This is a genomic window from Methanoculleus frigidifontis, from assembly GCF_030464345.1.
GTDB lineage: Archaea > Halobacteriota > Methanomicrobia > Methanomicrobiales > Methanoculleaceae > Methanoculleus_A > Methanoculleus_A frigidifontis.
Map to the genome: position 1 here is coordinate 1 of NZ_VCYH01000002.1, position 20,865 is coordinate 20,865.

A 20,865-nucleotide genomic window follows, 5' to 3' on the forward strand; every position below is an offset into this window, starting at 1 on the left:
CCGAGCGGTAGCTCTCGAGAAAATCCAAAAGAACCCCTAAAGGCAAGAGTTCAGGAAGAAAGCGGCTCAGCAGTGGCGGAACGAAAGAGCAAATCCTTGATGGAAGAGAGGGTTAATCGCAATTCTCATCTGATTGATAAAAAAAGTCCTCGTTATGTGTCGCTCAAACACGTAACGATGAAGGGCTTGTTTCAAATATCCGATATTTGGCAACTAAATCGCGATTAAATCCCTATTGTGCCCCCCTACTTTTACATTGTTATGTGTGACGGGAATCCAGGATTCGCAATTCTCTCTCAAATGCCCTTGTAATAATGGCGGCAAGTTGCTCACGGCTCATAATAGGGAGAGTAATGGGTTCATCGTAATTCCTACTTATTTATATTTTGATATCTCCAACTAACCATATGGATGTAATAATTCTTGGGGGGGGACTGGCAGGTTGTAGTACAGCATATTACCTTAAACAAATGGGGAATGAAGTTACCATAGTTGAAAAAAATAGAATTGGAGGCCTTTTAAACCAAATTCATTTCCAAAATTCAGAATGTTATTGTGATTTGGGCCCTCATTTTTTATTTTTAGACAAAGACATTGATGATGTAAGAAAGTTATTTTCGCAATATTCAGAATTAATCAAGGTAGAACCTTACGCATGCACGTTTCCCACGGGTAATTTAACAGAACCTCATGATTATCCAATATCACATTCAAACATTGAGAGATGGATCGATAAAGAGCAAATAAAAAAAGAAATTAATCCCACCCCTAATTCATCAAATTTTGCCAATTTCAAGGATTTCGTGGTACAACAATGCGGTATGACACTATACTCGCGGTATTTTCAAAACTATACGAAAAAGTTCTGGGGAATGGATCCTGCTGACGTTGTTGGAGATTGGATTGGAAAAAAAATCAAGTTTCCAAGAGGGGCTACACCTTTTTTCGGCGAAGATGAGGTCTTTTATCCAAAGGAAAAATATGAAAATATATTGAGCAATATGATACAGGACTGCAACATAATATACAATGAAGTTGACAAAATTAAAACTTCACAAGGTAAGATTGTGTCAGTTGCAACAAAAGAAAAAAAGGAATTAAAAGGCGATATTTTTGTATCAACGGTCGAACCAAGCATCCTTGTAAATGATAGATTCCATATCCCTGAGTATCGCTCAATGATAATTGTTGCAATTTTAGTTAGTATTAAGTCAGACAAAATATTTAATGAAAATGTATTATGGGGATACTTTCCTAATCACTACCACTTCACACGATTAACCAATTATGCCCATATAGCTCAGATTCATAAGAGTGACTTAACTCTTGTATCCTTTGAATTCCCATGCTTTTTTCGGGACGGTTTGTGGGGAAAACCTGACGATTGGTTTCAAAGTTACGTAACACTTTTTTTAGCTAATCAAAACGTGGTGTTTGAACTCATTGAGTGCAGTGTTCAACGAATAGAAAAAGCTTACCCGATTCCCTCCATCAGTGAAATAAGGAAGTTTAATGCAATAGAAGAATATTTTCAAGATTTTTCAAATATTTCTTTCATTGGAAGAATAGGCAGTTATAAATATACTTGGATGAGAGACATAGTTCAAGAGGCAAAAGCTCTCAGTGAGCACTTAACCTCCAGGTGAATCAAGTGAATTGTCTTGTTACTGGTGGGGCCGGCTTTATCGGTAGCCACATTGTTGATCAATTAATTGGAAGTGGTCATTCAGTTACAGTAATAGATGATTTATCTGGGGGCTATCTGAGTAATATCAATGAGAAAGCAAAACTCATCCAAAAGGATCTGACAGCCCTAAAAGCAGATGACCCAATTCTTAAGGACATTGAAATTATATACCACTTGGCTGCATTTCCTGCTGAAGGACTAAGCGTTTTTACGCCAGAATATGTGACCCAACGTAATTTAACCGCATTTATAAAACTACTTACCGCATCCATTAATAATCAGGTAAAAACATTTTCCTTTGCGTCAAGCATGTCGGTATACGGAAACAATCCGAATTGTCCTTTTGATGAAACCCATCCGCGAAATCCAACTGATCCTTACGGAATCTGCAAGGCTTCGTGTGAGCGCTATCTAGAGATATATGGGGTCGAATATAATTTTAACTATAACATAATCAGACCCCATAATGTATATGGCATTCGGCAAAACCTGAATGACCCTTACAGAAACGTCATCGGCATCTGGATTAACCGGATTTTAAATGGGAAAAATCCTATAATATATGGAGATGGAGAACAACTTCGCGCTTTCAGTTATATTCAGGATGTTGCTTCTTGTATGGCGGAGAGTGTATTTATTGAGGATTCATTTGGTGAAATAATAAATCTTGGAGGAGCTAAGCCCTATAGAATTGTTGATGTTTGTTATTCAGTTATCGATGCTTTCAAATTAGATATCGAACCACTGTTCTATCCTCCACGACCAATGGAAGTAAAGAATGCTTATTGCACTACTGAAAAAAGTGAAAAAATTCTTGGATATAAAGAAAGCAAAAACCTTGAGGAAGGCATAAGTGAAATGGTTGCTTGGGCAAAAACGCTCCCAAAACCAAAATTCAAGTATTTGAGCAATAAGACATATGAAATTACTGAACATATGCCAAAGACATGGCTGAACAGGGAAATGTAATAGACTTATCCCTATACATGAGATCATGAAGACAAAATGCCAATAAGAATCTATTTGTTTTACAGTGGGGAAAGGTAACCATGAAGATGATTTTTCTTTGCCATGACTTCACTGGTTCACCTGATATATATGACAGCACTCTTTGGAGTACAATAATGAATTGTCATATGGGTGTTCCTTTAGACATTAACGGTACTTCGTTATTTGAAAATTGGAGAAAATCGCTGGATTCATGGTTTTCACAATATTCCAAATATTCACTATCGTGTACAGGTTACTGTCATCTATCTGGAAGCGTATTTCAAGATCATGTCCTAAACAGAGAAGAGAACTATACGCCCGATATAATGTTGTGTGAAAGGTTTGGGGGAAAAATTGTTTCTTTGGATGACTATGATATTATTTTCATCATATGTCAATCGGCACTTTATGGATATATCCGATATATCCGCTCAAGGTACCCTAATAAAATAATCATTGGAATTCAAGATGATTCTCTTCAGGAATTGCAGCTTTTTGATACGAAAGCAAAAATTGTAGTCCATGACGCACTCTGCTCTCTCGATGGGTTCATTGCATATAACACGCAGATGAAGAGCTGGATGGAGGGCTTTGACACTAACACAGTCCTCTGTCACCATCCGATAACAAAACAGTACATCGAGCAAATCCGGGATAAAACGGCATCCATTCATAAACAAGATCGAATATGCCTAGGCATCACCAACTGGAACTATGATCACACGAACTTTTTATCTAATATTGTTGTCTTAAAAAATCTCCGCAAAGACTATCCAAGTCCATTAAAAGGCGAATTCATTGGGGTAAAGGACTACAAAATCGCTGATCTAAACTTGTTTGCATCGATATGCCCAGACATTGAAATTTTGGGATATCTAAAGGAAGATTATTATCAAACGTTGAAATCATACAAACTGATCATTCAGATGGGGACACGCGCGGTAGCAGGAAGACCGTGCGCTGAAAGTGCTGTTGTTGGCACACCTATGATTGGAACGAGGAATGCAGATATGCAAGAATATTGCTGGCCAGATATATCAATCAATGAATTTGATATAGCGCAGGCAATTACATTGGGAAAAAAGTTACTAAGCGATACCGAATTTTATGCGCAGATATGCGAAAAAGCATATGAAAATTTGGTACTTTTAGCCAAGGACACCCAATTATACACTAAAATGATTAATCAATGGATTGCAGATGATATGTCACTTAAATAAGAGGTAACTGATCTCAACCAGAAGATTGTCACTTTAAGAACTCTCATTATCTTCCTCGGCTTCACTATCGTACTTGTATGAGACATATAAGTGATAATAATTAGTACCTGGCCATAGCTGTCCAATATGTTGTATTACACCTTCATTACGAATGTTGTTATCTCTAGAGCGCGGCGGATATTGAAATTGTCGTATGTTCTTAAATATCTTTAGTAAATCTTTAACTATCATCAAAATTTTTTTGACGTAAAGTAGCAATAAGTTTATTTATTTTACCCTCCGTTTGCGCTACCCTCCTGTCAACGTCGGAATATCATTCCTCGCCCCACTTAAATGCATCGTCAATTTTCTGCTAACCATTTGGAAACCTCATATCTGCCAGTTTCTCCTGCTCTGTCCATAATTTGTGCTTTTTCCGGTCTTTCATGCGATAACTCTCCCCGGATATTCACGGTGGTACAGCGATGCAGGATCCGATCGAGCAGTGCCGCGGCGATGACATGATCCTGGAAGATTTCTCCCCATCGGCGAACGTGTCACCGTCGGGATAAGATTCCCCAGTTTCGTCGGTGTAAGATTCCCCACTTGCGTCGGAATAAGATTCCCCAGTTTCAGCGGAACAGCATTGCCCCGTCCGGTACCACAGAGTACCGGGTTGAAGCCGCATGGTCGACGCGGAGGATTATTTCATGCTCAAGGATCTCGCTCGTGAACAGGAACAGACGACAGGACGGATCAACATTAGCGAACTCTCCCGTGAGACCGGATTCGATCGCAAAACCGTGAGGCACTACCTCGCTCGTGCCAGTCGGTAGCGTCTCAAATTTTCTGTAATTTGCCCTGTGCCTTGAATCGCCTCTGATCATTCCTCGTCCATTTGCAAATACTTTTTGCCGGTGACCCAGTCCTCATTGACGTCCATGAGGATCGAGCCTACCAGTCGAAAGAGTGATTCTTCATTGGGAAATACCCCGACGACCTTTGTTCTGCGTTTCAGTTCCCGGTTTGTCCGTTCCATCATGTTCGTGGTTCGGATCCGTTTCCAATGCCGTTTGGGGAATGCGGTATAACTGATGAGTCCCGGGAGGAACCGCTCGATGGTATTGGCCGCCTTCCGGTATCCGCGTTCGTTCAGATCATCGGCGGCGTCCTGGAGTTTCTGCTCATCACCGTATGCTTCCCGCAGACGTTCAACCACCTCTTTCTGGCCTTTCCTGGGAATATTCTTCAGAACCGCCCGCGTGCAGTGGACTTCACACATCTGCCAGGACGCCCCGAGGAAGGCGGCCTCGGCCGCTTTCTGGATGCCGGCATGGCCGTCGGAGATGATCAGCTGGACGCCGGTGAGTCCCCGGTCTTTCAGGTCTTCGAACAGTCCCGACCAGAATTCCTCATTCTCGCAGTCGGTGATCCGGGCTCCCAGGATCTCCCGGTAGCCGTCGTCACGGACGCCGGCAACCACCAGAACTGCTTTGGTGACGTATCGCGCTCCGTCGCGGACTTTGAAGTAGGACGCGTCCACGTAGAGGTAGGGGATCGCCTGCTCGATCGGGCGCATGAGAAATTCGCTGACTTGGTCGTCGAGTTCTTTTGCCATCCGGGAGACGGAGGCAGACGAGAGCTGTTCAATGCCAAGATGCTGGACGATAGCCTGAACGCGCCGGGTCGAGACACCCTGCAGATAGGATTCGACAACAGCATTCACCAGTGCCTTCTCCACCCGGGCGTAGCGCCCGAAGACCTGCGTCTCAAACGGAAATTCACGAAACTGCGGCTTTTTCAGCGTTGCATTCCCATACCGGGTCTTTAGAGACCGTTCTTTGTAGCCGTTGCGGTGAGCCTTCCGCGTCTCGGATCGTTCATATTGCCCTGCTCCGACCTGCTGGTCGGCCTCATGCCGCAGCACCTGGTTCAGGAACCACGTGAGGACACTCAGCATGCCGGCCTGCTCATCGGAAAGATAATCTTCTATGAATGCTAACGGTATCATTGCCCTGTTTCTCCTTTCTGCAATTCAAGGTTGGATTCAGGGCATCTTTACTTTCCATGAAAAACCCGGTACATCGGTGAACTCTCTCATCTGCTTGTGTTGGCCATGATCTTACGTTGTTCCTGGGTGAAACTTATGTGGATAGAGCTGGCACTGACGAGCACGACTATCATTTCTCCTGGAAACAGTTGTTCTAGGAGAGAGCCTTCACTCAAGCAGGCAACCGGATTGAGGTTTCTCCTCAAGACTCCCGGATAAAACTTTGTCAGGCTGGATCCGGATCTCGCTTATTGAGGAGATGTACTGCCTCTGCTACCATGCCGAGCACCTCTTCGAGCGTGTAGTGTGGTGAGACAGGAATACGAATCGTGTGGACCGTTTTGGTTTCTGTCTGGCTGGGATCACTATACCTATCGACATACTCCTCATCATTGACGATGAGATGCCAGATGATGACGATCATTTTACGTGCCAATGCAATGGTTGCTTTCCCTGCTCCGATCACGCGTTTTTTCGTTTCATACCATTCACGGAGGAGATTCTTCCGTGATTTTGCAGCAGCGTGAGCGGCCTGGGTGATCATCCCCCGTGCATGGCGAGAACCTCGTTTCGTAATGGATCGCTTCACGATATGGTTTGCGGATTGATGGACTCTCGGTACAATGCCAATCCAGCTGGCAAGTTTCTCACCGGAGATGAAATCCCTGAAATTTCCGATCTCAGCGATAAGAGTGATAGCAGTGATATCCCCGACTCCGGGAACCGTTCGGAGAATTGCATACTCTCGGGGATAGTTTTGAAGCGTATATGCTTGAACCTCTTCGGTAATCTGGCCAATTTCTTCATCAAGGTGTTTGATGACACGGAGGCAGTGACGCAGCTGCAGGAGAGCACCGCGTGACATGTTCTGATCGATCAGTGCACGAATCTCATTTTCCTTCTTTAACCGTGTCCGCAGTGGAATGGACTTGAGAATCTCGTCAGCAGATGCACCACGAAGGATGCCATGCAGAATGCGCTGTCCCGAAACACCAAAGATGTCGGTGAGAATCGTTGCCAGAGGAAAGAGTTCACCGTCAAGAATACTGTGGATCCGATTTTTGATATCTGTCCGTTTTTCTACAAGAAAATGTCTCAGCCGAACCATCTTCCGGAAATCGCGATGGTAGCGAGGCATCACCCGAGAGGGGGAGATCATCCCTTTGAGGGCAAGCTGCGCGATCATCTCGGAGTCGATCTTGTCGGTCTTCTTGTGGGAGAGAACTTTGATGTCGTGAGCATTTCCGACAAGCACCGGAACGTGATCGATCAAGAGGTCATAGATATGAACCCAGTAGTCGGATGTGGACTCACAGGCAACCACATCGCATTTATGTTCGAGGATCCAAGCCTTCAGTGCAAGTGAGTCTTGCACAGTTCGTTCAAACCGCTGCTGGATCTTGGTTCCATTTGCCCAGAAAGTGTAGCTACGATGAACTTCTTATGGATATCAAGGCCAGCGGCGACATGATAGTCGCGTGGTGTCACGTTTTATTCCTCCACGGAGAATGTCTGGGCAGATGAATTTCCTTGAAGGTCCCTTTTCCATACGCGATCCTGGTCGCAGTTCAGCCTTCGAAGCAATTCAACGGTTAGTTTTACAGACGGAGTCATGCTCCCAAAGTAAAGCAACCTGCTCTGCCCGGAAAGGGAGTATGTGTACGGGGGTTCTTGTGGTTTTTCATCAGTTAAGCCTGAGGCTCCCTGCCTCGTAAGGGTTTTACAGAAATTTCGTTACGCTACCTCCTGGGCAATACAGACGTCCCTGAAGACGGTATGCTGTTTCCATCGCCGAACCTCCCGCTTTACGGTGGAGTAGCTGATCTCTGTGCCGGCATACGTGAGTAGCTGAAATATCTGGTGTGCATTCAGTCGCTGTTTCTTGGGTTTTTTCTGATTTTCTTCAAGATACCTATGTATTTTAGTGACGACAGCATCAGACAGTGCCGGTTTTGTTCTGTGCAGATTTCTCGGTGAGGGAAAGATCCTGTTGCCAGTGTCGTTCTGACAATCTTCAAGTTTATTCAGATATTTGGTGACGGTATTTCGGGAAATTCCCATGATATTTGCCACTTTTCTGCATGACCCGGTTTCCTGATAGAGCTGACGAATGCGGTCAACATCTTCCATTGTTTTCACCTCCGTGAGTATGTTTTGCAGGCAGTTTCAGTTACTGCCGGTGGTACTGAGGTGGATCACTTTTTAGTGAGCGTTTTCGCGAAAAGTGGATCAATTCTTAGTGAGCGTTTACATATGACCAGAGAACCCTCTCTGAGCCGGTCGCGTGACTGCCGATAGGTCTTCTTGAAGTGGGTCTGGTCATTGAGATTGCCGGGTTCGATCGTCATCCCGATCGGGACATTGATCGGGTCGGCAAGTTCTGTGACGCCGACGGTGATCTGTTTCTTATCCGGCCGGTGATCCCGGCTGTAGCCATACTTTCCGAGCTTCGCCGCAGTGCCGTGGAGGACGATGCTGGTCCAGTCCATGTTGATGTCGGTATGCTCAAAGTCATACCGCGCAAAAAGGACGTCCTGGATGTCGGAGATGATCTCATCCCGGTTGGCACCCAGGGTTTCAAGGACATGGTAGAGGGTTCGTTCGCTGAAGGATGGGAGGTTGAATTCGGCACGAACTTCCGGTCGGGTGATCCAGTCGTGGGATCGCTTGATGCTGAAGTTATCCGTCAGTTTGTAGCTGATCAGGGCGCGAAGCAAACTATTGATATCGATACCCCGCGTCTTGTGTTTCCCGAAAACATCATGAAAGTTCAGGACGTCATACAGCCGTTCAACGAGGAAAATGGTGCCGATAGGAAAGGATATATTGTCAGTCGGCTCAATGTCATTGGTTCTTAGTCGTGTTTGCATTTTAGTCGATCAAACATCACTGAGAACACTCTTATGTCTTGCCAACTGGCAAAGTTGGGCTGCAGGATCTCACGGATCGTATCCATGACTGCAAGTAGGTCGACGAAACTGCGATAGTCCAGTTCCAGATCTTCTTTAAGCAGCAAGAGAACCAGCAGTTGGTGCTGGGTGTAGGTTTTCTTCGAGTATTTGCAGGAATAGAGCGGAATGTGGGACGCCTTGACGGCAGACAGAGCTGCCTCGGTTAATCTGATATACTGGGACGATGACACTAAGAGTAGCTCCTTGCTTTTGTCTTTGGTCGGATAAACAAGGAGCTCCCATTCTCATAACAACTTCGCTGAACTCACCGGGCAAGCCCAAGTACGATTTCTACAAAGCCAATATTTCTTTCAGTATCCTTGAAGCTGCATATCTAATTGCTGGATTATCATCTTCTAGCCCCTTTTTTAAATTTTCTTTTCGATTTTCACTTCCCTTTAAATGATTTGTCGCCTTACAATTTGAGCATGTTTGACATTCAATGTAGTTTCTTGTCCCACAGATGTAGCAATCATACCACTTCATAGAATCACCTAGTATGGAGATAGCAGTTGACCACAGCCAGCCTCAATATTCAGTCCAAGGCTATCAAATACAACTGTTATTATCCCGTTGTTTTCCAATTCTTCTTTAAATAGATCTCTTTTTTCAATTGGACTCTTTGAAAGATTAATATTCGGAATTGGATTGTATGAGGCAAGAGTGAGGATAATATCCCTGTCACGCAACAGATTAATTAAATTTTCCAAATCTGTTCTCTCATCATTCACCCCTTTTATCATAGTGTAGTTTAGACGTACCCACGTTCCGGTCACTTCTGAAAAGTAGTCGAGAGAACTCATAAGTTCTTCTAATGGATAGATTCTATTTATTGGAATAAGTGCATTTCTTGTCTCATTATCAGCTGCATGCAGCGATACTTGAAGTTTAATATGCAGCTTATTATCTGCCAGTTGTCGAATTTTTGGTGCCACTCCAACTGTTGATATGGAGCAATACAAATCCTCATCAATCGTATCCCTAACAAAATTCATGGCTTTAACTAATTCTTCGTAGTTATTTAGTGGTTCACCAATGGAATCAAAATGCCACTGATTATCAAGAGTAGTGGGAGTCAGTAAATCAAACATTTGAATGTACTGATCAGCAATTTCACTCCATTGAAGGGGTCGGACATATGGGTAATTGGATGTAGCACACATCTTGCAGTTTAAATTGCACCCAACATGGGTTGACGAGCAAAAGTGACTCATAAAGTCATCCCATATTACAACTAAACTCTCAATTTGATGACTATCTGACGTCTCCCAGATGAATTTAACGCACTGATCTGATGAGTTCAGCTGCTTTTTCAATTTTAATCTGTTCATAGAAAAAAAACGGAAACTCTGTATTTAATAATTACGAAATGCGTGCCCTATATAATCTCGGCTGCTTTGTTGCACAATCCCCCAAGGGTTCCTCAACAGATATTCCTGCGGCGGCTTCGCTCGAGCCACCGTAGCAAACAGCGTGGTGTAAAAGTTTACTTTCATCCTAATCTCACGGAACATTCTCTCCCGGAACTTTGCGCGCACCCCTTCCCCACAATTCGTTTGAAACTGAAGAAGTCCCTTTTGACCCGAACTCCGCATGATTTAGGGCATATACTTCCTTCTTCGCGTTCTTTTTCGGCATTCCCTGATGCAGAAGGAAAGATCTATATATTCATAATCCCTAATATTATATCATATGGATGCGTGGGTCCGGGCATGGCTGGAGGAGCAGCGGCGGCAAGGGGAGAGGTGCCTTGAGATCAAGGAGATCCAGGGCAAACCCTACGTCTACCGGTCGACGAGCGTTTACGACAAGACAACCAAATCGCCGAAGAAGGTCAGCACATACCTTGGCAGGCTCACGAAAGATCAGGGTCTCCTCGCCAAAGGAAAAAGAGGGCAGAGCATCCCGATGTCTCCCCGCAGCGTTCGTGAATACGGGAATGCCGCTCTGATGGCCGAGGAGTTCGGGGAGGTGCTCCCGGTTCTCCGGGAAGCGTTCCCGACCTGCTGGCAGGAGATCGTTGCTCTCACCTTCACCCGGATCGCCGGGTATACCCCACTCTCGCGAGTGGGGGATGCCTGGGAGAAACTCGACAACACCCTTGCCCTCTCCGCGGACTGCGACCCCCGCACCCTCGCCCGGGTTCTCACCGAAGTCGGCGGCGACCGCGCCGCCCAGCAGAGGGTGTTCCAACATCTCTCCTCGCAGGCGCAGCAGCTCGTCTACGACCTCTCGTTCATCTTCTCTCACTCCGATACCGTGAACCTCGCCGAGTTCGGCTACAACGCCGAAGGCGTCTGGTTGCCGCAGGTCAACATCGCACTCTTCAGCGCGACGGACACCGGCCTTCCCGTGATGATCCGTGCCCTGCCGGGCTCGGTCAGGGATGTCGCCACCCTCGTCGGATCCCTCGCCAAGATCGATACCGCCAGGACGACCCTCGTCCTCGACCGGGGTTTCGTCTCGGAGAAAAACGAACAGATCCTGACCGAGGCAAAGATCCCGTTCGTCCTCCCCCAGCGGCGCAACAGTGTCCGGTATGCAACGCGGATCCATCTCACCGACCACTTCTTCTACCACAAACGGCTCATTCATGCCGGAAGATGCGAGGTTGATGGCTTGACACTCTACCTCTACGAAGATGCCGATCTCGCGGTGGAAGAGCAGAAGACCCTCTACCGCCTGCTGGAGGAAGGAGAGATCGATCGGGAGACGTTGAACCAGCGGCTGAAGCGTGCCGGCAGGGTCCTGATCCTCTCCTCGATCACGGCACCGCCGCAGGAGATCTATGAACTGTATAAGTCCCGAAATATGGTCGAGAACCATTTCGCTGCGTTCAAGAGCCTGATTCAGGCAGACAAACTCTATCTCCGGGATGCCACGGCAGTCTTCGGCCATGTCTTCATTGGATTCCTCTGTCTCTATCTCTACTGCCGGATCCTGAACCGGATCAAGCAGGCAGGGCTGTCAGCCCACCTCTCACCACAGGGACTGCTCCTGAAACTCTCAAAGGTGTATGCAGTGATCTACGAGAAGGAGAGACGGATGACCGAGGTGCCAAGACAGGTGCGGGGAATCGCCGAGAAGCTCAACCTCGGCATATTCCCTAATAGGTGAGGAGTTTGGGTTCTATCGTATGCACCACCTATAAGCACCTGATATAACGGTGCTCCTCGCTGCAGTGGTGCTGCACCAGGTCAAGAAGGCAGGTGAACATCCGATCGTCCTGCACCAACTCGTCGGGGATTTCCAGATCGAGAACCCGAACGTGTACGACTGCACAGCATAAAAAACGAGGGAGGAGGGCATCCCCCTCGCTCAGACTCATGCCCACCGCCCATCAGAACAGTATGGGCATGAGCCGTATTCTATCGTGTGCCCGGGAACAGGAGATGCTGCTCGCTTCCGCAAAACCCAAAAAGAGCCCCCGCATTTCATCGCTCTCATCAGGCTTCCGGCGGCCTGCCGGCATGCACCTTCCGGAGCAGGGCTCCCCCACCCTGTCCGCGCCCGCTGTTGCATGCCGACCCTGCCGTACATCAACCTCTCCCGGACACACACACCCTTACCGCACTCACTATACTTAAACGTTCAAGTGGCCTGGAAGGCGGGTTGCTCCACGACGACCCGGTGCACGGTGCAGGGACAAACCACCGGATACACCGGTATAGCAGGGAAAATACTCCCGAAAACAGCACGGACCAAAAAGGAGCGGCCACTGCAGTGAGTGCTGCAGCACGGGGGTGTGGGAATGGCAGAAGGCTGCCCTCACCGAAACCACCCGTGCCGGCCGTTCACAAACCGCGTATCAGCTCGTATTCGCGGCACCCATCGTCTCGTTCGCCGTCATATTCCCGGCACCGAGATCGACCGTCGGCGGAACCATCACCGCGTCGATGACGTGAATGACTCCATTGCTTGCCTCGATGTCACTCTGGATAACAATCGCATCGTCGATGGTAACAGCACCGTCCGTGGCGTTCACCGAGAGCGTGCTGCCCTCAAGGGTCTCGAGCGAATTCAACTGTGCAAGATCCGATGCCATATACCGGCCGGGTACGACGTGGTAGAGCAGGATCTGCTGCAGATCGCCTTCAGGGTCCTGCATCAGCTGGTCGAGCGTGCCCGCCGGCAAAGCCTCGAATGCGGCGTCCGTCGGTGCAAAGACAGTATACGGCCCTTCCTGGCTGAGAGCGTCGGTCAGGTTTGCAGCCTGAACCGCTGCAACCAGCGTCGAAAACTGAGGATCTGCGGCAGCGATCTCAACGATCGTCTGGCCAGTGGTTTCATTTCCGGTTTCGTTTGCGGGCTGCTCCGTAGTACACCCGCAGCATAGAACCAGCAGCCCGACAATCAGGGCTACCAGCACCACCATAGAATACTTCATTTCTACCCCCCTCCGTATCAAACGGATATACACTGCGCTACCATGCGCTCCTCATATAAAAGGGTGACTCCTCCGAAAGCGGGGAATGGTTGCTTCCCGGCACCGTCACACCCACGATGCCCTGCCGTTGTGCAGCCGGATCATCGATATCAAAATCCGGTAGTGCTCCAGCATATACCTGATACGTGATCTCAGAGAATCCGACCGAAATTACGCTATCCACCAACCCGCGTTCATGACAAAAAATAACCTGGGGGAAAGATTTCCATTATCGGGCTCTGGTGAAGCCCTATTCCGGCTGTCATTCTTCCCTGACGAGATTGATGCCGGACCAGGCCTTTTTTCTCACGCATGCCCGCATGCCGTGGACCGTGGTGGCTATCGCCATAGGGGTGGGGCTGACGGGGAGGGGTTTTCCCCTCCCCTGTCTTACGCAAAGATCCTCACGCCTCACCCCCCACCTCGCCCGGCCTCCGGCCTCCTCCCCCCTCCCCAGGGGGCGGGGGCAGTCATGGCGATACCCAGGGGAAAGCCGTGCCCCGGGGTGCAATCAATCGGGAACACCCGGATGCGATCGCAACAAAGGGAGTATCAGTTGTTTCGCAGGGCACTGCCCAACATCCGGACGAATACCATCTATTTCCAGATCGACAGCGTGGAGACAACGCGTTGATCGGGATCGTATACCCGGACGGCATGGTTGCCGGTGTCGACGATGTACCAGAGTCCCTGCAGGAAGACGAGATCGCCCGGCTCGTTCAACCGTACGTCACCGGCGAGCCCGTCGCGGTATCCCTGCGTACCGCTGCCCGCCATCGAAAGAACCCATGATGTCCGCGTATTGAGCCACTTCACCTTGTGGTTTTTTGTATCGGCAATATAGACTATGCCATCGGTGTAGGAGATGCCGACCGGGTGGTTGATCCGGGCCATCGGGGCGACGGTGTCGAAGTCTCCGAAGTCGGAGAGGGCGTGACCGATGAGTGTGGTTACCATTCCTCTGCAGATATGCCGGACCGCCGACGCATTGCTGTCTGCAACATAGAGCGTGCCGACACCGTCGGTGGTGATTCCGGTCGGCATGGCAAAAGCAGCGTCCACGAGCGGACCGTCCCGAAGGGCTTCCACTCCCGTGCCGGCATACGGCCGGATCTCGCGCGTTGCAAGATGCATCCGCCAGATCTGATCCGCACCGGCCATAGCGATATAGAGATACTCCCCGAGCAGCGTCAGATCCCAGGGGGAGTTCAGCGCAGCATCGGTGCCCCACCCCCCGTCACTTCTCTCCGCCGCCTGAAGACCGGTACCGGCAACGGTCTCCACCGTCTCTTCCTGCAGGGACACCTTTCTGATGAGGTGGTTGCCGGCATCCGCAACATACAGGGCGTCCTCACCGGCATCGTAGACCAGACCCTGAGGCATGTACATCGCCGCGTCGGTGAAACTGCCGTCCTGTCTCCCGGGCCTGCCCGAACCGGCAGCTGCGAGGATTCTTCCATCCGGCCTGACGGCAAGGATACGGTGATGATTCGAATCGGCAATAAAGAGTCTGCCACCCCCCAGATCCGCTGCAATCTTTCCCGGATAGTACAGCGTCCCCCCCGCTGCCACGTCCTTTATAAGCCCGAACTTCATCCGTTCCGTATTCAGGATTCCCCGCTGTGCAGATTCCCTGCTCACCTTCTCGACCATCGGGCCGAGCCGCTCATAGACGCCCTCCCCGACCATCTTGCCGACGACGTTTCCCTCCGGATCGATCAGAATAAATGTAGGCCATGACGATATCCCGAACTGCCGCCAGAGGGTCAGATTGCGGTCGACAACCACCGGGTGCTCAAAATGCGCATGGAGAATCGCCTCGCCGATGTTTGCGGTCACCTTCTCACTCTCATACCGCGTGGAATGCACGCCGATAACGACCAGCTCGGGATAGTGTTCTACAAGCCGGTGGAGATCAGGCATCATCTGGATGCAGCTGACACAGCTGAATGTCCAGAAACCGAGAAGCACAATCTTACCCTGCAGATCCCGCAGATGGAGCGGCCGGTCAGTATTGAGCCACTCGAGATCGCCGGCAAATTCAGGGGCAGACAAGAGGTTCATGGGGAGTCTCTACAGGCAAAGGATTATATGAATGTTGGGTCGGCACGCAGCGTGCAGATGAGAGAGCCCGGGCATTCATTGCAGACAGGATGGCCGAGGATGGCCGCCATCCCGCCACCTGCTCCTCCCGAGACGGTACAGACCCGATCCGTCGTTCGGCGAAGGCATAGCTGCATGGCGTTTCATCGCGGAAACAGTTCTCTCTCTGCACGATGCAGCATTCCACGGCAGAACCCGATGACACTCTCTACGCGGCTTCGCTGATAGACATCGGGTTTGATGAGATACTCGCGGGGTAGTGCACGGATAGAGACGAACACCCTCTCCCAGGGGATTTCCGCCGCCTCGTGCAGCTCACGGCCGTTCCTGATATGAAACCCCCGGAGCGATTCCGCCGGTATGATCTCAAGGTCGTTGATGAGATCGCCTCGCGCAGCTGCATGGAGTTCCCGCAGATTCAGGGCAACGCCTGCAGTATCGACGATCTCCGGACAGGTTGCGGCAAGAAGCGTCCAGAACGACCGGAGCTGGCTGCCGGTGGAGATGCTCTGGTCGGCCCGGTTCACCAGGAGCAGCAGCGGAGCGGCACCGAACGCACTCTCAAAGACACCGGAGAGGAGAATCATCGCCCGAAGGAGAACCGACCCGGTATTCTTCCGGTCCCCAGGGTAGATCTCGATCGCATACGGCGGCGTACCGAGACGGTCGGCAACGGCAAGGAGCATATCCGTGTACTCACCCGCCCAGGCACCGTCATACCACCGGAGCGGGGGCGTAATCCGCCGTCCATGCCGGTCAACCCTGGGAATAGCGGGATCGGTATGGAGGCTGTAGCGCAGATCTGCAGGAAGCGATATATCCTGCCGGTAGAGACATTCGATAGACGACCGGGTGAGAAAATCCCCGATCTCCTGTCCGGTGCGTTCCACTTCAGTTCTATTCTTGATACGATCGGCCGGCACTTCAACGACACTGCAGGAGAGAGCCGTTGCCGGACCCCAGCGGTCAAGGAGGCCGCCCCGCTGCTCCGTTTCGGTGACGTTCGGATAGACGTACTGCGCTTCACCCATCATGCATCGGGCTACCCCATGCAGGAAGAGAAGAAATACATTGGCATCGGGGCGGGAAGATGAGAATATCGATACGAAATCAGGCTTTCACGGTGAAAACAGAACCTGAAGACAGACCGGTTGCGGATCGACACGGCACGCCTCCCCCCAGCAGGCAAGGGCACGCGTATCAGGGATACCGGTGATCCGGCCGGATCAGTCCTCGTAAAGATCCATCGCTTCAAAATCGTCTTCGAAATCATCGGGATACGGAACATCGACGACGACTGCACCGTCTTCGAGGACGTCCCCGATCTCAAAGTACAGGCCGGTCGGATACTCCCGTTCTTCCATCTTTCCGTTCGATTGTTTGACGAGCAGCCACATATGCTACCTCCGTATCGCAGGCTGGCAATCAGAGCCGTAGCGCGATGCTATATTCTTGTATCAGCTGGATGATGGATAAGGACTTTGCGATCTTCGGCGCAACAATTCACCGCGCATATCATATGTTTAAAAGCCACCAGGTGTTCTGCCGGGAATAATACCGAAAAATAACCAGGTGAGCGCGGGAGCCGCCGAGACTGACGTGTGGCGGCAGAGAAAAAGCGCATTGTGATTGACCCTCGAAACAGAAGCTGCGCCAGGCAAAAGCCCCCCCGCAGGATCAGGAGTGGCGATGCAGAAGCACCAGAGCCTGCGCCATACGTCTGGACGACACGGTTATCGGCATTGATGCGTCCGACGGATATACCGAGCACATTCCAAAAGTACTCATGGATGGAACGATCGATCTAGATTGACACTACTCCTCTCTGGTATATCAGCAAAAAAGGTGCATCGGAGGCGCACCTGCAAGCACGGATATTCCTGGGATGTCGCGTGGGGGGAGGGTGCGGGAGGGGGGGCCCTGCCCCCTCCTGCTAGCGAGTATTAGGATAACCTCACCGACAGGGCTGGCATCAGCCCGATCGTTGAACGGATGGGGATCCGAAACAGGCGCATCGTATTGAACCGATCGGTCAGGTGCAGCGTCCCCGGATACGGTGAAGAGGTGTACATGTGCTCCAGGGCGTTGCTGCTATGAAGGTCTCACCGACACGCACAGAACCAACATTTATTTATCCCGGGTTCCGATCCGGGATCGAGTGAGACGATGCTCGTCGGATTGATCTCTGATACCCATGATAATCTGCCCCTCACCAGACGGGCGGTCACAGCACTCAACGATGCCTGCGTCGACCTTGTGCTGCACGCCGGGGATTACGTTGCTCCGTTCGTCATCCCGGTTCTGGCTGATCTTGATGCACCGCTCATCGGCGTCCTCGGGAACAACGACGGAGACCTGCCACTGCTGCAGGCGCGGTTTGCCAAGAATGCCGGCATGGAGCTCCGCGGCAGGTTCGCCTGTGTGACTGCGGATGATACGACCATAGGTCTGCTGCACGGCGACGAAGGCGAGCTCCTGCAGGGCCTTATCGAACGGGAAGCATTCGATGTCATTGTCCACGGCCATACCCACAAGGCCAGGGTCTCAGAGGGCAAAGCGACTCTCGTCGTCAATCCGGGCGAGGTCTGCGGCTACCTTTCCGGACAGGCGACTGCCGCTCTCCTCGACACCGACACCAACAACGTGACGATCCTGCACCTCTGAACCGGCAAAACACCCCCGGGACGGATATCCACATGAACGATCACCTGTGGCGATAGATTACCAACTCCCCCGGACAGAATCTCGCCGTGTCTCTACGAAAGGGTTTGCGGGGTGCGGCGAGGATTCTACCGGCCGTCCCTGCACGAGATCGGACACTTTGGAACATAATAATATTTTTATAAAACAGCACCCTCTTTTCGAACCGCATCAAGGGGGGAAGGAGTATGAGACACATTACGGCCTTGAGCATACTGCTCATCTGCCTGATGATAACCGCCGCTGCAACGGCAGTTCCCATGGCAGAAGAGAACGGAACGCAGGAGAACATGACCGCCGATCGGCAGGCAGGCAACCAGACTGCGAACATGAGCGTTCCCGACGTGATCGGGCAGCAGGAGAACCTGACAGTGTTCTATGACGCGATCAACGCCACCAACCTGACCGGGGCGCTCTCGATCGGCGGGCCGTACACCATCTTCGCACCGACCGACGAGGCCTTCGGGGCGCTCGGCAACGACACCGGGAACCTCACCGCGGTTCTGCAGTACCACGCCGTGGAGGGCAATTACACCGCCGAGCAGCTGCTGAACATGACCGCAGAGACCACGACCGGCAACCGGACACAGAATACGACCCGGCCGGTCATGCTGCAGACGCTGCTTGGGCAGAACCTGACGATCACACAGGAGAACGGGCAGGTAATGGTGAACAACGCCTCCGTCGTCCAGGCGGATCTGAACGCACGCAACGGCATCGTCCACAGTATCGACGCGGTCCTGATGCCCGAAGGGCGTGCACCGCCCGTGCCGAACTACACGTTCACCGACGAGGACAATAACGAGACGGTGGTGCTTCCACTCAATGCGAACGCAACCGTCCGGCTCGGGGAAAACCCCTCGACGGGATATTCCTGGAACGTGACGACTACCCGTGGATTTGTGATTGCCGGCGATGCATTCATCCCGACGACAACGAACGAGACGATCGTCGGTGCGGGCGGCATCCATGAATGGCGCCTGATAGCGAACAGAACGGGATTGCAGCAGTTCACGGCAGTCTACGAACGGGCGTGGGAGAATAGAACCGGGAGCGAAGAGCGGTTCCAGATCACGGCGCTGGTCGAGGACAACCGAACACATCTCTATTCCGCAGCTGATAACGGCACCACTGTGACGATCCCGCCCGAGACGTACGGCACCGTCAGGCTCGCCGAGAACCCGACGACCGGTTTTTCCTGGAACGTCTCGGCGACGGAAGGCCTTCTGATCACCGGCGATCTCTTCCTGCAGAATGAAACAGGTCTGATCGGCGCCGGCGGTATCCACGAATGGTTCTTCAGGACAATCGAAGAGGGAAACCAGACAATCTCGGCGGTCTATGCCCGGCCGTGGGAGAACGCTACCGCCGCTGCAGACAGGTTCGCGCTCGAGGTGAATGTGTCGGGAAACATGACAGGAATCTGAACCGGTCAGGCAGACAGCCCCGGCATTCGTTTTTTTTGCGGGCTGCCAAACGTCCATACGTTACCGTATGCGTCATGATGTGGTCGCAGGCGCAAAAAACGCTTTTTGCGCCCGCGCTGGATCCCCAAGATCGGAACCGGGCAGAAAAAGTAGGAATGCTATCCTTTCAGCGTCTCCGCAGGTAGAATATTCCACCGACGGCTGCTACTGCCAGAATGACCACACCGATGATCGCAAGCATCGGAACTTCTCCCTCGGGCGAAGACGTCCCAACGTCGGACGGAGTCGTCGTGTGGGTCGCCGTCGGCACGGAGGTGGTTCCCTCTTCCGTCGGGATGGCCGGCGTGGCCGGCGTGGTCGTGGTCACGTTCGTCGTGTCGGTCACAGACGTGCCGCTGCCGGATGAGCCACCACTGGTGCTGCCACCACCGGTGCCGCCTCCGCCACCGCCTCCGCCGCCACCACCGCCACCGGTCTGGGTCGGGGTGGGCGACACGCCGGGCACGCCGAAGAGGCCGAAGATGCTGAAGTGATCGACAACGCCTTCAACGTAGTTTGCGTCGGTATTGCGTGCGGTCGTGATGTCCTGCCAGGCCGAACCGTCCCACCAGTCGACGGTCAGGCTCGCCTCTGAGATGCCAAGCGCAGCGAGCATCTCGTCGGTATAGTAGAGCCGGAGCGTTGCTTTCGTGATCGCATCGTTCGGGACCGTCGATGAGATCGTGACGTACTTCATGCCGCTCATGCCAACGATTCCGGTGCCGGCAGGGTTCTTGTCGTTCGCGTACCCGGCGACGCTCACGTCACCGGTCACGTCGATTCCTGTCACAAGGCCGATCGAGAGGCCGGCGTTCGGGAACGATAACGGCACTTCCTGGCCAGCTTTCGCGTTCACGGACAGAACCTCGAGTGAATCCGGCGGGAATGCCGGGATGGGTTCCTTCGTGGTCAGGCTGTGGCGCGAGATCGCAGCACTCAGAAAGGTCGCCTGCTCGTTCGCCCGGATGCCGTTGACAAAGAATGTGATCGTATCGCCGTTCTTTTCGCCCTGCACAACGAGCATCGGCTCGTAAATCCGGGCATCGGAGCACCCGTATGACCCGGGCTCCGTTGTGATAACATTCCCTCGCTCCCCGCCGTTGATGTACGCAGCGATCTCCGTTCCCGCAGGGGCAGGGCTACCGAGGTTATCGGACACCGAGCCGTTGAACGCGTGCGGGAGGAGGGGATCCGATACATCCTGTGCTGTGGCACCGGCAACGAGGGCAAAGGATACCAGAAGGCATATCAGAATACTATATCCGCTTTTCATCATGCTCCATCCTTAAATAA

The 20,865-nt window shown here is 51.4% G+C and carries 20 protein-coding genes and 3 pseudogenes; 8 read left to right on the forward strand and 15 right to left on the reverse strand.

The window, feature by feature from the left end; all coding sequences use genetic code 11:
* The 4 genes from FGU65_RS02970 to FGU65_RS02985 all read left to right on the forward strand — a co-directional run.
* On the forward strand, positions 1–228 hold a 228-nt coding region (locus FGU65_RS02970), incomplete at its 5' end, for a hypothetical protein (protein WP_301662930.1).
* Positions 229–407: 179 nt separating this feature from the next.
* On the forward strand, positions 408–1,646 hold the full coding sequence (locus FGU65_RS02975; protein ID WP_301662931.1) for a protoporphyrinogen/coproporphyrinogen oxidase: 1,239 nt from the start codon (positions 408–410) through the stop codon (positions 1,644–1,646).
* Between the two features lie 5 nt (positions 1,647–1,651).
* Positions 1,652–2,656 carry an NAD-dependent epimerase/dehydratase family protein gene (locus FGU65_RS02980; RefSeq protein ID WP_301662932.1) on the forward strand — a complete coding sequence of 335 codons (1,005 nt, stop codon included), beginning with the start codon at positions 1,652–1,654 and terminating at the stop codon, positions 2,654–2,656.
* Positions 2,657–2,736: 80 nt separating this feature from the next.
* Complete coding sequence (locus FGU65_RS02985) at positions 2,737–3,897, forward strand: hypothetical protein (protein ID WP_301662933.1); 1,161 nt, start codon at positions 2,737–2,739, stop codon at positions 3,895–3,897.
* Positions 3,898–4,238: 341 nt separating this feature from the next.
* Here FGU65_RS02985 and FGU65_RS15980 read toward each other — a convergent pair whose 3' ends face one another.
* The 10 genes and pseudogenes from FGU65_RS15980 to FGU65_RS15990 form a co-directional block, all read right to left on the reverse strand.
* Complete coding sequence (locus FGU65_RS15980) at positions 4,239–4,412, reverse strand: ATP-binding protein (RefSeq protein ID WP_437344434.1); 174 nt, start codon at positions 4,410–4,412, stop codon at positions 4,239–4,241.
* A 96-nt stretch (positions 4,413–4,508) separates the two neighbouring features.
* Positions 4,509–4,763, reverse strand: coding sequence for a hypothetical protein (locus tag FGU65_RS02995; RefSeq protein ID WP_301662934.1), 255 nt, complete (start codon positions 4,761–4,763; stop codon positions 4,509–4,511).
* Positions 4,760–5,887 (reverse strand): IS256 family transposase, encoded by a 1,128-nt coding sequence (locus FGU65_RS03000; RefSeq protein ID WP_301662935.1) that lies wholly within the window; start codon positions 5,885–5,887, stop codon positions 4,760–4,762. The genes FGU65_RS02995 and FGU65_RS03000 overlap by 4 nt, the downstream gene beginning before the upstream one ends.
* Positions 5,888–6,152: 265 nt before the next feature.
* A pseudogene (locus tag FGU65_RS03005) lies at positions 6,153–7,414 on the reverse strand (IS110 family RNA-guided transposase).
* 246 nt (positions 7,415–7,660) lie between these two features.
* Positions 7,661–8,056 carry a helix-turn-helix domain-containing protein gene (locus tag FGU65_RS03010; protein ID WP_301662936.1) on the reverse strand — a complete coding sequence of 132 codons (396 nt, stop codon included), beginning with the start codon at positions 8,054–8,056 and terminating at the stop codon, positions 7,661–7,663.
* A 65-nt stretch (positions 8,057–8,121) separates the two neighbouring features.
* A complete protein-coding gene (locus FGU65_RS03015; RefSeq protein WP_301662937.1) occupies positions 8,122–8,643 on the reverse strand; it encodes a hypothetical protein in 522 nt (173 codons plus the stop codon).
* Positions 8,644–8,896: 253 nt separating this feature from the next.
* Positions 8,897–9,002 (reverse strand): annotated as a pseudogene (locus FGU65_RS15985) (IS5/IS1182 family transposase); the annotation flags it as partial.
* Positions 9,003–9,168: 166 nt separating this feature from the next.
* On the reverse strand, positions 9,169–9,363 hold the full coding sequence (locus FGU65_RS03020; RefSeq protein WP_301662938.1) for a hypothetical protein: 195 nt from the start codon (positions 9,361–9,363) through the stop codon (positions 9,169–9,171).
* An 8-nt stretch (positions 9,364–9,371) separates the two neighbouring features.
* The gene (locus FGU65_RS03025; protein WP_367652349.1) at positions 9,372–10,208 is read right to left on the reverse strand and encodes a radical SAM protein; all 837 of its coding nucleotides are present in this window, start codon (positions 10,206–10,208) and stop codon (positions 9,372–9,374) included.
* Between the two features lie 123 nt (positions 10,209–10,331).
* Positions 10,332–10,424, reverse strand: a pseudogene (locus FGU65_RS15990) (IS5/IS1182 family transposase); the annotation flags it as partial.
* 145 nt (positions 10,425–10,569) lie between these two features.
* Between FGU65_RS15990 and FGU65_RS03030 the strand changes: the two are divergent.
* Positions 10,570–11,994 carry a transposase gene (locus FGU65_RS03030; RefSeq protein WP_301662939.1) on the forward strand — a complete coding sequence of 475 codons (1,425 nt, stop codon included), beginning with the start codon at positions 10,570–10,572 and terminating at the stop codon, positions 11,992–11,994.
* Positions 11,995–12,043: 49 nt separating this feature from the next.
* The gene (locus FGU65_RS03035; RefSeq protein ID WP_301662940.1) at positions 12,044–12,166 is read left to right on the forward strand and encodes a hypothetical protein; all 123 of its coding nucleotides are present in this window, start codon (positions 12,044–12,046) and stop codon (positions 12,164–12,166) included.
* A 519-nt stretch (positions 12,167–12,685) separates the two neighbouring features.
* On the opposite strand, the gene FGU65_RS03040 is transcribed toward FGU65_RS03035, so the two are convergent.
* From FGU65_RS03040 to FGU65_RS03055, 4 genes are all read right to left on the reverse strand, one after another.
* Entirely contained in the window at positions 12,686–13,264 is a 579-nt protein-coding gene (locus FGU65_RS03040; RefSeq protein ID WP_301662941.1) for a fasciclin domain-containing protein, read from the reverse strand.
* A 636-nt stretch (positions 13,265–13,900) separates the two neighbouring features.
* Positions 13,901–15,367: a thioredoxin-like domain-containing protein gene (locus tag FGU65_RS03045; protein ID WP_301662942.1), complete on the reverse strand. Its 1,467-nt coding sequence runs from the start codon at positions 15,365–15,367 to the stop codon at positions 13,901–13,903.
* Positions 15,368–15,549: 182 nt separating this feature from the next.
* Positions 15,550–16,440, reverse strand: a complete 891-nt coding sequence (locus tag FGU65_RS03050; RefSeq protein WP_301662943.1) for a hypothetical protein — start codon at positions 16,438–16,440, stop codon at positions 15,550–15,552.
* Between the two features lie 192 nt (positions 16,441–16,632).
* Positions 16,633–16,803 (reverse strand): hypothetical protein, encoded by a 171-nt coding sequence (locus tag FGU65_RS03055; RefSeq protein WP_301662944.1) that lies wholly within the window; start codon positions 16,801–16,803, stop codon positions 16,633–16,635.
* Positions 16,804–17,572: 769 nt separating this feature from the next.
* On the opposite strand from FGU65_RS03055, the gene FGU65_RS03060 reads away from it, so the two are divergent.
* Positions 17,573–18,070, forward strand: a complete 498-nt coding sequence (locus FGU65_RS03060; protein WP_301662945.1) for a metallophosphoesterase — start codon at positions 17,573–17,575, stop codon at positions 18,068–18,070.
* Positions 18,071–18,294: 224 nt separating this feature from the next.
* Positions 18,295–19,533: a protease inhibitor I42 family protein gene (locus FGU65_RS03065; RefSeq protein ID WP_301662946.1), complete on the forward strand. Its 1,239-nt coding sequence runs from the start codon at positions 18,295–18,297 to the stop codon at positions 19,531–19,533.
* 166 nt (positions 19,534–19,699) lie between these two features.
* Here FGU65_RS03065 and FGU65_RS03070 read toward each other — a convergent pair whose 3' ends face one another.
* Positions 19,700–20,848 (reverse strand): hypothetical protein, encoded by a 1,149-nt coding sequence (locus tag FGU65_RS03070; RefSeq protein WP_301662947.1) that lies wholly within the window; start codon positions 20,846–20,848, stop codon positions 19,700–19,702.
* Positions 20,849–20,865: the final 17 nt, after the last annotated feature.